Annotated in this window: 11 protein-coding genes; all 11 read right to left on the reverse strand. The window is 76.7% G+C overall.

The window, feature by feature from the left end; all coding sequences use genetic code 11:
- Positions 1-117: 117 nt before the first annotated feature.
- Positions 118-321 (reverse strand): hypothetical protein, encoded by a 204-nt coding sequence (locus ABZ914_RS37175; RefSeq protein ID WP_500199044.1) that lies wholly within the window; start codon positions 319-321, stop codon positions 118-120.
- 120 nt (positions 322-441) lie between these two features.
- Positions 442-987: a redoxin family protein gene (locus ABZ914_RS37180; protein WP_500199045.1), complete on the reverse strand. Its 546-nt coding sequence runs from the start codon at positions 985-987 to the stop codon at positions 442-444.
- A 97-nt stretch (positions 988-1084) separates the two neighbouring features.
- Positions 1085-1537, reverse strand: a complete 453-nt coding sequence (gene aroQ / locus ABZ914_RS37185) for a type II 3-dehydroquinate dehydratase (protein WP_500199047.1) — start codon at positions 1535-1537, stop codon at positions 1085-1087.
- Positions 1534-2607: a 3-dehydroquinate synthase gene (gene aroB, locus ABZ914_RS37190; RefSeq protein WP_500199049.1), complete on the reverse strand. Its 1074-nt coding sequence runs from the start codon at positions 2605-2607 to the stop codon at positions 1534-1536. The genes aroQ and aroB overlap by 4 nt, the downstream gene beginning before the upstream one ends.
- Entirely contained in the window at positions 2604-3113 is a 510-nt protein-coding gene (locus ABZ914_RS37195) for a shikimate kinase (RefSeq protein ID WP_500199051.1), read from the reverse strand. Before ABZ914_RS37195 ends, aroB begins: the two co-directional genes overlap by 4 nt.
- A 16-nt stretch (positions 3114-3129) precedes the next feature.
- Positions 3130-4308 carry a chorismate synthase gene (aroC, locus tag ABZ914_RS37200; protein ID WP_500199052.1) on the reverse strand — a complete coding sequence of 393 codons (1179 nt, stop codon included), beginning with the start codon at positions 4306-4308 and terminating at the stop codon, positions 3130-3132.
- Between the two features lie 107 nt (positions 4309-4415).
- Positions 4416-5060 (reverse strand): nitroreductase family protein, encoded by a 645-nt coding sequence (locus ABZ914_RS37205; protein WP_500199054.1) that lies wholly within the window; start codon positions 5058-5060, stop codon positions 4416-4418.
- Positions 5061-5094: 34 nt separating this feature from the next.
- Positions 5095-5844 (reverse strand): SDR family NAD(P)-dependent oxidoreductase, encoded by a 750-nt coding sequence (locus ABZ914_RS37210; RefSeq protein ID WP_500199055.1) that lies wholly within the window; start codon positions 5842-5844, stop codon positions 5095-5097.
- Positions 5844-6821 carry a sulfotransferase gene (locus ABZ914_RS37215; RefSeq protein ID WP_500199057.1) on the reverse strand — a complete coding sequence of 326 codons (978 nt, stop codon included), beginning with the start codon at positions 6819-6821 and terminating at the stop codon, positions 5844-5846. The genes ABZ914_RS37210 and ABZ914_RS37215 overlap by 1 nt, the downstream gene beginning before the upstream one ends.
- Positions 6821-8074, reverse strand: coding sequence for a DegT/DnrJ/EryC1/StrS family aminotransferase (locus tag ABZ914_RS37220; RefSeq protein WP_500199058.1), 1254 nt, complete (start codon positions 8072-8074; stop codon positions 6821-6823). The genes ABZ914_RS37215 and ABZ914_RS37220 overlap by 1 nt, the downstream gene beginning before the upstream one ends.
- Entirely contained in the window at positions 8071-10962 is a 2892-nt protein-coding gene (locus tag ABZ914_RS37225; RefSeq protein WP_500199060.1) for a type 2 lanthipeptide synthetase LanM family protein, read from the reverse strand. Before ABZ914_RS37225 ends, ABZ914_RS37220 begins: the two co-directional genes overlap by 4 nt.
- Positions 10963-11083: the final 121 nt, after the last annotated feature.

Consider the following 11083-nt stretch of genomic DNA (forward strand, 5'->3'; position numbering starts at 1 on the left):
GCGGGGCCGCTCATGGTGGGGCGGACGGCGCGTCCATGGGGGGCCGGACCGCGGGGCCGCCCGGGGGTGGGGGGGGCCGCGCGGCTTCAGGCGGGTGTCACGCGTTCCGGCGGGGCATCAGCAGTAGTTCATGCTGTAGCTGTACCAGGCGCCGCAGTGCGTCTTGCAGTCGCCGCTCGTCGAGCAGGTGCGGCCGAAGCAGACACCGCCCATGATCTTGTACTCCATCCACGAGTCCGGCGGGCAGCCGGCGTCCGCGGTGGCCGTGGGGAGCAGGGCCTCGACGGCGCGGGTGACGCGCCGGGTCACGCTTCGGAGCATGGTTCCTCCTTGGGGTGGTGGGGGACTGATTCCGCGCACGGGCGACCGCCACCGGGTCAGGGGTCGGACACGGCGGGCTGAACCCGTGGGGCATGGGGGTGCGGTCGGCTTGCCGGGGGGCTAGGGGGCGACGAGTTCGGTCCGCAGGGCGGCGACGCCCACGCCCGCCGAGGTCACCATTCCGTTGCGGTCGTACCAGGCGTAGGTGGGGTAGTGCTTGGCTCCGTACCGACGCGACAGCTCGGCCTCCGCGCCTTCGGCGATCACGATGTCCATCGCGTCGCCGAGCATCGCGGCCAGCTCGCTGCCGGCGGCGCCGTCCCCGTGGACGATCGCCAGGGACGTCCCGCCGGAGGCCCGCAGCCGCTCGGCGTGCCCGGCGAAGACCGGCACGGCGTCGACGCAGGCCCGGCAGGTCAGCGAGAAGAACCCGACCAGGGTCTCCGTGCCGAGCAGCGTCCGCTCCGTGACGGCGGTGCCGTCGACGGCGCGGGCCGAGAAGTCGGGGATCCGGTCGATCATCCGGACGTCGGTGAAGGTCCCGGCGGCGGGGAGTCCGCCGGCGGCCTCCAGGGCCCGCCACCGGCGCAGGACGACCAGGAGGATCGAGAGGTTCACCGCGCCGACGACGCCGGCGAGGACGAGCGCACCTACAGCGAAGATCACGACATGCGTCCTCTCCCAGAACCATCGGGAACGGGTGGGCCGCGGCCACGCACACATGATCACCGACCGGTGATCACGGAGCAATTGGCGGATCTTGTCAGGAATCAGGCGGGGATTCGGCGAGGAGTTCCGCGACGGCCTGCAGGGCGAGGACGTACGACATCATCCCGAAGCCGGCGATGGTACCGGTGGCGACGGCCGCGACGACGGAGGTGTGGCGGAACTCCTCGCGGGCCGCCGGGTTGCTGATGTGCACCTCGATGAGCGGCGCCGTGCGCTGCGCCAGGGCGTCGCGCAGCCCGTAGGAGTAGTGGGTGAACGCGGCCGGGTTGAGCACGACCGGGAGGCGCTCGTCGGCGGCCTCGTGCACCCAGCGGATCAGCTCGGCCTCGTCATCGGTCTGCCGGACGTCCACGCTCAGGTCGAGGCGGCGGCCGGTGTCGCGGCACAGCGCGGCGAGGTCGGCGAACGTCGTCGAGCCGTACACGTCGGGCTCGCGGCTGCCGAGCCGCCCGAGGTTCGGCCCGTTCAACACCAGCACCCGCGTCATCGTGAGACCTCCCGGTAAGCGGCGGCGAGGAGGTCCTCGTCGGGGCCCTCCAGGCGGCCGGGCTCGGCGAGGCCGTCCAGGACGACGAACCGGAGGGTGGCGCCGCGCGACTTCTTGTCGATGGTCATGGTGGCGCGAAGCCCGTCCCAGTCGGCGGCGTAGGAGACGGGCAGGCCGACGGAGGAGAGCACGTCGCGGTGCCGCCGGACGACGTCGGCGGGCAGCCGGCCGGCGAGGCGGGCGAGCTCGGCGGCGTACACCATGCCGATGGCGACGGCGTGGCCGTGCCTGAACTTGTAGTCCTCGGCCTTCTCGATGGCGTGCGCGAGCGTGTGCCCGTAGTTGAGGATCTCGCGCAGGCCGCTCTCCTTGAGGTCGGCGGAGACGACGTCCGCCTTGACCCGGATCGCGCGCTCGACCAGCTCGCGGGTGTGCGGGCCGGTGGGGGACGCGGCGCCCTCCGGGTCGGCCTCGACGAGGTCGAGGATCACCGGGTCGGCGATGAACCCGGCCTTGATGATCTCGGCGAGGCCGCTGATGTAGTCCTCGTGCGGCATCGTGACGAGGGTGGCGAGGTCGCACAGGACGCCCGCGGGCGGGTGGAAGGCGCCGACGAGGTTCTTGCCCTCGGGGACGTTGATGCCGGTCTTGCCGCCGACCGCCGCGTCCACCATGCCGAGCAGCGTCGTCGGGACGAGGACGGACCGGACCCCGCGCAGCCACGACGCCGCCGCGAACCCGGCGAGGTCGGTGGTGGCGCCGCCGCCGACGCCGACGACGGCGTCCGTGCGGGTCATCCCGGCCCGCGCGAACGCCGACCAGAGCCCGGCGAGGACGCCGACCTCCTTGGCGGCCTCGCCGTCCGGGACGGGCAGCGCGCGCACCGCGTACCCGGCCTCCTCCAGGGCGCCGCAGACCGGGCGCGCGATCTCGGGGAGCCCCTCGGCGTGCACCACGGCGACGGTGCGGGCGCGGTCGCCGACCATCGCGGGCAGCTCGGCGAGGACGCCGGTGCCGATCACGACGTCGTAGGGGTCGGCGCCGGCGACGCGGACCCGCGCCGACGTCATGCCGCCTCCAGCGCCTTGACGATCTCCTCGACGATGTCGGCGGGGTCGCGCCCGTCGGTGTCGACGTGCACGGTGCCGAGCCGCTCGTAGACGGGGAGCCGCTCCTCCAGCAGCTTGCGCATCTGGCTGCGCGGGTTCAGCACGAGCAGCGGGCGCGCGGACGCGAGCCCGACCCGCTTGATCGCCTCCGACAGCCCGACCCGCAGGTAGACGACGGTATGCCCGGCGAGCAGCTCCTGGGTCTCGGCGGCGAGGACGGCGCCGCCGCCGAGCGCGACGACGCCCTCGTGCTCGGCGAGGGCCGCCGCGACGGCGGCGCGCTCCAGCTCGCGGAACCGGTCCTCGCCGTCGTCGATGAAGATCTCGCCGATCGGCTTGCCGGCGGCCGCCTCGGCGTCGGCGTCGGTGTCGCGCAGCGAGACGCCGAGCCGCTCGGCGAGGGCGGTGCCGACGGTGGTCTTGCCCGATCCCGGCGGCCCGATCAGGACGGCCTTCGGTCGCGTCATAGTCCGCGGGTCCACTTCACTTGATGGTGAGCGAGGACAGGTATCCCCGCAGGTTGCGGGCGGTCTCCTCGGCCGAGTCGCCGCCGAACTTCTCCAGCGCCGCGTCCGCGAGCACCAGCGCGACCATCGCCTCGGCGACGACGCCCGCGGCGGGCACCGCGGTGACGTCGCTGCGCTGGTTGATGGCCTTGGCGGGCTCGCCGGTCCGCACGTCGATGGTGTCGAGCCGGCGCGGGACGGTGGAGATCGGCTTCATCGCGGCGCGCACCCGCAGCACCTCGCCGGTGGTCATGCCGCCCTCAACGCCGCCGGCCCGGTTGGTGCGGCGGCGGATCCCGCCGGGGGTGTTGTCGATCTCGTCGTGCGCGCGGGAGCCGGGGCGGCGCGCGGTGGTGAACCCGTCGCCGAGCTCGACGCCCTTGATCGCCTGGATGCCCATGAGGATGCCGGCGAGCCGCGAGTCGAGGCGCCGGTCCCAGTGGACGTGGCTGCCGAGGCCGGGCGGGAGGCCGTAGGCGAGCACCTCCACGACGCCGCCGAGGGTGTCGCCGGCCCGCTTGGTCTCGTCGATGTGCGCGACCATCGCGGCGGACGTCCCGGCGTCGAAGCAGCGCACCGGGCTCTCGTCGACGGCGGCGAGGTCGTCGGGGCCGGGCAGCACCCCGTCGGGCGCCTGGACCTCGCCGAGCGCGATCACGTGGCTGAGCACGTCCACGCCGAGGGCCTGCTTGAGGAACGCCTTGGCGACGGTGCCGAGCGCGACGCGCGCCGCGGTCTCCCGGGCGCTCGCCCGCTCCAGGACGGGGCGGGCGTCGTCGAAGCCGTACTTCTGGATGCCGACCAGGTCGGCGTGGCCGGGGCGCGGCTGCGACAGCGGCGCGTTCCGGGCCTGCGCGGCGAGGACGTCGGCGTCGACGGGGTCGGCCGACATGACCGTCTCCCACTTGGGCCACTCGGTGTTGCCGACCTGGATCGCGACGGGTCCGCCGAGGGTGACCCCGTGCCGGACGCCGCCGAGGATCGTCACCTGGTCCTGCTCGAACTTCATCCGGGCGCCCCGCCCGTGCCCGAGCCGCCGGCGGCGCAGTTCCTCGGCGATGTCCCCCGAGGTCACGCGCACGCCGGCCGGCAGCCCCTCCACGATCGCGGTCAGGGCCGGGCCATGGGACTCCCCCGCGGTCAACCAGCGCAGCATGCCGACGATCCTATTGACTCCGCGCACCCGCGCGTGACCGCGTCCACCATCTGAGAGGGTCCGCCATCCGAGAGGCGGGCCGGTGGCGGGCGGGGCGGCGGCGACCGTCAGGTGGACGCGGCGGGCCGGCGGGCCGGCGGCGGGGCGCCGTCCTTCCACGACTCGTGGCGGACGAGGTCGCCGAACGGCTTGCGCAGGCCGCGCAGCCGCGCGCGGTCGGCGGGGGCCAGCGCGTCCGGGTGGGCGCGGCCGACGGTGATGACGCCGACGACGGCGATCTCGGGGGGCATGCCGAGGTAGGCGGCGAGCTCCTCCTTGGCGCGGACGGTCGCGAAGCCGGTGGCGAGCCCCTCGTTGATCGCGGTCAGCTGGATGAGCGTCAGGAGGGCTCCGGCGTCCACCCACCAGTAGGGGGCGGGCCACTCCATCTCCTCGCCGTCGACGAGCTTGTCGGGCTTGGTGTAGCGGGCGTGGTAGTCGTCCTCGCAGATGCCGAGCACCATCAGGACGGGCGCGACCGACAGCCACGGCGGGGCGCCGCGGTCGGTGTAGTAGGACTCCTCGGCCAGCTCGGCGATGCGCGCGCGGGTGGCGGGGTCGGTGACGACGAGGAGGCGGTGGCCCTGGCTGAACCCCGCGCTCGGCGCCCTGCGGACGACGGCGGCGATCCGGTCGACCGTCTCGGGGGGCACCGGGTCGGGGAGGTAGTGGCGCACCATCCGGCGGTTGGCGAGCACGTCGTCGAAGTCCACCTGGTTCCTTCCGGGGTGTTCCTTATGGGGCTGATCAGATGCCCTGGCCGAGGCCGCCGTCGACGACGAGGGTGGTCCCGGTGATGAAACCGGCCTGCTCGCCCGCGAGGAACGCGGCGACGGCGCCGAAGTCGGACGGGCGGCCGAGGCGGCCGAGGGGGATGGACGCGGCGACCTCGTCGAGGTCGGGCATCGCCGCGACGGCGGGCGTCCGGTGGTAGCCGGGCGCGAGGACGTTGACGGTGATGCCGGCCGGGCCGAGCTCGCGGACGAGCGTGCGGGCGAATCCGGCGAGCGCGGGCCGGACGGTGCTGGACAGGCCGTAGCGGGGCGTCGGCTGCCGCATCGTCTCCGAGGCGATCATCAGGACGCGGCCGTGGCCCGCCTCCCGCATGTGCGGCAGCGCGGCCTGCACGAGCGCGATGTGGCTGAGCACGCACAGCTCGACGGCCGCGCGGAAGTCGTCCAGGCCCCGGCCGAGCACCGGGCCGCCGGGCGGCCCGCCCGCGTTGGTGACCAGCACGTGCGGGCCGCCGAGGCCGTCGGCGGTGGCGTCCACCCAGGCGGCGGACGCGGCGTGGTCGAGGACGTCGAGCGGGGTGGGGACGACGCGTCCCGGCCCGGCCTTGTCGATCTCGGCGGCGGCGCGGTCGAGGCGGGCGGGGTCGCGGCCGCAGATCGCGACGTCGGCGCCGGCGGCGGCCAGCTCGCGGGCGGTGGCGAGGCCGAGCCCGCTGGTGGCGGCGGCGACCATGGCGACGCGTCCGGTGAGGCCGAGGTCCATCAGACGGCTCCCTCCTGTCGCTCCTGCTGCGACGGCTCCCCGTCCCGCGGGCGCGCCGGGACGGGCGGGCGCGCCGGGGCGGGGACGAGCGGGTACCGGTAGCGGGCCAGCAGCGGCAGGGCGAGCGCGGTGGCGACCAGCCGGGCCGGGGCAGGCTGGGTGCGGGTCCACGCGTCGTCCTCGCGGATGCGGACGGGGCCGCGCCGCAGCCGGTCCGGGTTGCCGGTGACGGTGTGGTTGACGCCGAGGTCCGCGCGGCCGTCCGCGCCGACGGGCGGGTCTCCGTCCAGCCCGGCGTGCGCCATGACGCGGGCGAGGGACCCGCGCGGGTCGGCGGTGAAGTCCTCGTACCGCAGCCGCAGGGAGCGGCGCGGGAACGCGCGGGCGATCCGCTCGGAGGCGAGGTTGAAGCCCGTCCAGTACGCGGTGCTGCGGGCGGCGCCCATCGCGGGGATGTACTCCTTGGCGCGCCGCCACGACTCGGCGGTGGCGCGCGGGTCCCGGACGACGTGCAGGACGCGGGCGTCCACGCCCGGCGCGCCGCACAGCGCGGCGGCCTCGGCGGGGAACTTGCCGGTGTCGACGATCAGCCGGGCCCCCGACTCCTCGGCGATCGCGGTGTAGAGCGCGGCGAGGGCGGCGACGGCGGGATGCCCGGCCCGGACGCCGCGCGCCTCGGCGAGGCGGCGGCCGGTGTGCCGGGTGCGCAGCGCGGCCTGCTGGAGGCGGACCGCGCGTTCGGCGTGCCACGCCGGGTCGTCCCCGGCGACGCGGGCGACGACGGCCTTCCACAGCGGACAGGACGCGACGTCGACGCCGCAGCCGCACAGCGTGTTGGTGCCGCGGCCGAGGACCCCGTTCGTCCACAGGTAGCGGAGCTCGCCGACGTGGACGACACCGTCGCACTCCCCCAGCAGGTTGCCGAGCAGCGTCGTCCCGCTGCGGCACCAGCCGGTCACGTAGAGGACGCGCACCATCAGCGGCGTCCCGCCCCGACCACCTTCCGCACCGCCGTCACCAGGTGGTCGCGGTCGCGTTCGGTGAGGTTGGCCGACAGCGGGATGTCGACGGTCTCGTCCAGGCGCGCGGCGGTGACGGGGAACTCGGCGCGGGCGCGCGCGGGGTCGGGGAACAGGAACCGCCAGTTCCAGAAGGCGCGGACGTTGGTGTCGCCGGGGTCGCCGAGCGCGCGGGCGTCGATGCCCTCGGCGCGCAGCGCGGCGGCGGTCCAGGCGGTGTCCTCGGCCTTCGCGCCGGGCAGCCGGAACAGCAGCGCCTCGCCGAGGTAGGCGTGGTCGGCGACGGGGCGGCGCAGCGCGATCCCGGGAACGTCCGCGAGCCGCCCGGCGACGTCGTCGTAGTTGCGGTGGTGTGCGGCGAGCCGTTCGGGCAGCCGCCGCAGCAGCGCGGACGCCAGCGCGGCGCGGATCTCGTCCATCCGCAGCCCGTAGATGGGGTAGGCGAGGTCGTCGACCGCCGGGGGCGGGCCGTCGAAGTGCCGGGCCATCCGCCCCTCGTAGGCGCCGGAGTAGACGATCGCGCGGGCGTGCACGGCGGGGTCGCGGGTGAGCAGGAACCCGCCCTCGCCGGTGTTCAGCGACTTGTCGGACTGGGTGCTGAACGCCCCGGCGTCGCCGAACGTGCCGAGCGCGCGGCCGTTGAGCCGGGCGCCGAGGGCGGGCACCGCGTCCTCGACGACGGGGACGCCGTGCTCGCGGGCGACGGCGCAGACCGCGTCCATGTCGGAGGCGAACCCGCGCATGTGCACCACGACGATCGCGCGGACCTCGGGGGTGAGGCGGCGGCGCAGGTCCGCGACGTCCAGGTGCAGGTCGTCGTCGCACTCGACGAGCAGCGGGCGGTGCCCGGCCAGCAGGATCGCGCTCGGCGTCGCTGCGAACGTGAACGCGGGGCAGGCGACGAGGGAGCCGGGCGGCAGGTCCAGCGCGAGCAGCGCGAGGGTGATCGCGGCGGTACCGCTGGCGCACGTCAGCGCGTGCGGGGCGGCGAAGAACGCGCACAGCTCCCGCTCCAGCCGCCCGGTCCGCGTCTCGGCGTGGGGGCGGTGGTCGTAGCGGAAGTAGAGGCGGGCGCGGACGGCGTCGAGCGCCGCCTCCAGGTCCTCCTCCTCGATGAAGACGTCGCCCTTGTCGTAGGTGGGCCAGGGGTCGGTGCGCACGGGTTCCGCGCCGTCGATCGCGAGCGGTCCCGGCTGAACGTCCACGGTCATGGCGTCTCCTCTGGGGGGAACAGGAGGCTGGCGGAGGGTGCGGGCGGCGCCAGCGCGAGCACCGGCGGGACCTCGGCGGGGCGGGCGCGGCGCAGCAGCGCGTACCCGATGCCGGACAGGCCGGCGAGCAGCCCGGGGGCGGGCTCCGGCAGGGCGGTGCGCCAGGCGCCCCGGCGCGGGCGGGGCGCGGTCCCGTCCAGCGCGGCCAGCGCCTCGCCGACGGCGGCCGTGCCGTGGCAGAGCGAGTCGTCCGGCGGGGCGGCGTCCCGCAGGACGGCCGCCGCGACTCCGAGAGATCGTTCCAGCGGCTCCGCGGCCGACGGGTACCGGGCGGCGAGCTCCAGCCGCGCGAGCACGACGCCCGCGGCGCCTTGGCACCAGCCGGGGTCGCGGCCCGGTGCGCGCTCGCCGGCGGCGAGGCTCCGCGCGCGGGACGCGAACCGGGGGTCGGGGCACAGCTCGTCCAGCCTGGCCAGCGCGACGGCCGCGCCGGACGCGCCGTACCCGAACCCGGGTTCGGTGAGGTCGCGGGCGAGGAGCCGCTCGCCGGCGGCCCGCGCGACGCCCGCGAGTTGCTCGCCGGGCAGGACGGCGTGCAGGGCGAGGGCGCTGAGGACCGCGCCCGCCTCCCCTTCGAGGACGTCGCCGGACGGGAGGGCGGGCGGCGGCGACCCGGACGGCGGCGGGAGCAGGGCGTCGCGGGCCGCCTCGGCGAGGTCGCGGCGGCCGTGCACGGCGGCGGCGTGCGCCAGGTGGTAGACGGGGCCGAGCGGCGGGACCGTTCCCCGGACCGCGGATGCGGCGGCGAGGCGCGCGGCGACCTCGTCGGCGACGCGCTCCGCGAGGCTTTCGACCCACGGTTCGCCGGTCGCGGCCGACAGGTGGGTCAGGAACAGCCCGATGCCGGGGAGCCCGCCGTACAGGCCGAGCCCGGCGGGCGCGACGCGGCGGGTCCGGGCGTCGACCACCTCGACGCCGAGCCACCCGATCCGGTCGCCGGAGCGGACGGCCGCCGCGTCCAGCCGCCGGGCGATGCCGAGCGCGTCGCGCAGCGGGTCCCCGGACGGACGCGGCCCGCGCACGGACGCGGCGCCGGACGCGGGGTCCGGTGCGGAGCCGGACGCGGGGTCCGGTGCGGAGCCGGGGGCGGGTGGCAGCGCGGCGAGGCTCGCGTCGATGATCCCGATCTGGACGGCGAGGTCGTCCTCGTCCAGCGCGGCGAGCCGGGCGGCGGTCTCCTCGAGCGGCGGGACGGGCAGCACGCCCGCGAGGCGCGTCCCGTCCTCCAGCCACACGTCCCGGTGGCCGGGGCGGACCTCGAAGACGGGTACCTCCCCGCGCCACAGCGCCGCCTTCTCCGCGGCGACGAAAGCGTCCCGGTGCGGGACGCCGGGCCAGCCGGCGTCGAGGCGGGCGAGGCCGCGCTCCCGCACGGCGGCGTCGCGGACCTCGTCCGGCCGCCAGCTCTCCAGCAGCAGCCGGACGTACAGGAACGTCGAGAGCTGGATCAGCCGGACGGGCACGTCGGCGCACCCGTCCAGCGGCCCGCCGGGCGCGAGGAGCCCGGTCCCGGCGGAGGCGAGGCGGCGGTAGGCGGCGGTGTAGCCGGCGACGAGCGCGTCGCGGTGCGGGCGCGGGTCGACCGTGCCGCCGCCGGGCAGCCGGAGCCGCCCGGCCGGCGGCGGGACGGTCCGGTAGCCGAGGCGGACCCGCATCCGGTCGGTGCCGGGGTCGTCGGCGAGCGGCGTCGGGATGAGGGAGCGGCGGTCGGGGACGGTGCCGAGCGGGCTGATGTCGACGCCGAAGGGCCGCTCGGTGTCCACGTCCGGCATGACGAGCGGGCCGGGCAGCAGCCCGGTGCGCAGCACGGACGCGTCCAGCCGCGCGGCGGCGGGGTCGCCGAGCCGGGCCCGGCGCGCGACCGGCTGGGTCCCGGACGTGTGGAACAGCGCCTCCAGGTCGATGACGACGGGGGCCGCGCCCGCCGCGATGACGTTGTCGGCGTGCAGGTCGTAGCCGTGCACCGCGTGGGTCAGCGCGAGCAGCGCGCCCATCCGCCAGAAGAACGCCGGGAGGTCGCCGGGCGCGCAGGGCGCGGGCTCGATGAACTCGCTCCAGCCGCGGTCGCCGCGGTCCAGCAGGCGGGGGCGGCGCAGGGGGTGCGGGACCCCGGCGTCGTTGAACCAGCCGAGGAGCCGGTCGAAGCACAGGTCGACGGCGAGGGAGCGGGGCTTGTGGACGACGGCGGCGCGCTCGAACCGGACGATCGCGACGGTGCGCCCGCCGCGGTGCGTCTCCGCCTGGCCGAACTCGACGCCGGTGAGGGCGCCGAGGCCGCCGGCGCCGCCGAACGCGGCGGCGAGCGCGGGCAGGTCGGCGGCCAGTTCGCGGGCGAACGCCAGCCGCGCCGACACCCAGTCGTCCAGGATCTCGACGACCTGCCGGGCGAGGACGGGGTACGCCGCCCAGATCCGCAGCGCCCGCCCCGGGTCGGCGAGGCCGCGCACGAAGGCCGCGTACCGGTCGCGGGGCGTGGCGCCGTCCAGGCCGCGGGCGGACGCCGCCGCCAGCTCCTCGGTGAGGGCGGGCTGGACGGCCATGGTGAGCCAGCCGAGCGGCGGCGCGCCGGCGAGCAGGTCCGGCAGGCCGCGCGGGAGGTCCGGGCCGAGGTCGGACAGCAGGCATTCGCGCAGCGTGCGCCGCGCGTCGTCGATGAGCGGGCGGGCCGCCTCCAGCAGCCCGAGGTCCTCGGCGGACCGGGCGCGGGGCGGGCTCTCCCACGCGGTGCGGAACCGGCGGTGCCACTCGGGCTCGGTGTCGCGCGGCTCGCCGGGGCGGGCGGCGCGCCGCCAGGGGACGCCCGCGAGCGCCGGGGCCGCGGCGCTCATCGGCCGTCGCCCGGGGTCCCGGACGGCGGCTTCCCTCCGCCGGCCGGGACGTGCGCGGGCTCCGCCGCGGCGGCGGCCTCGGCCGGGGGCGCGGCGGGCGCGGCGGGGCGCAGGGGGCAGC

This window comes from Spirillospora sp. NPDC046719, assembly GCF_040645715.1.
Lineage (GTDB): Bacteria > Actinomycetota > Actinomycetes > Streptosporangiales > Streptosporangiaceae > Spirillospora.

Bases quoted from the DNA above. Each gene is read 5' to 3' on its own strand.
- ABZ914_RS37210 (WP_500199055.1), bottom strand. From the start codon at position 5,844: ATGGACCTCGGCCTCACCGGACGCGTCGCCATGGTCGCCGCCGCCACC.
- aroQ (WP_500199047.1), bottom strand. From the start codon at position 1,537: ATGACGCGGGTGCTGGTGTTGAACGGGCCGAACCTCGGGCGGCTCGGC.
- aroC (WP_500199052.1), bottom strand. From the start codon at position 4,308: ATGCTGCGCTGGTTGACCGCGGGGGAGTCCCATGGCCCGGCCCTGACC.
- ABZ914_RS37215 (WP_500199057.1), bottom strand. From the start codon at position 6,821: ATGGTGCGCGTCCTCTACGTGACCGGCTGGTGCCGCAGCGGGACGACG.
- ABZ914_RS37175 (WP_500199044.1), bottom strand. From the start codon at position 321: ATGCTCCGAAGCGTGACCCGGCGCGTCACCCGCGCCGTCGAGGCCCTG.
- ABZ914_RS37225 (WP_500199060.1), bottom strand. From the start codon at position 10,962: ATGAGCGCCGCGGCCCCGGCGCTCGCGGGCGTCCCCTGGCGGCGCGCC.
- ABZ914_RS37195 (WP_500199051.1), bottom strand. From the start codon at position 3,113: ATGACGCGACCGAAGGCCGTCCTGATCGGGCCGCCGGGATCGGGCAAG.
- aroB (WP_500199049.1), bottom strand. From the start codon at position 2,607: ATGACGTCGGCGCGGGTCCGCGTCGCCGGCGCCGACCCCTACGACGTC.
- ABZ914_RS37220 (WP_500199058.1), bottom strand. From the start codon at position 8,074: ATGACCGTGGACGTTCAGCCGGGACCGCTCGCGATCGACGGCGCGGAA.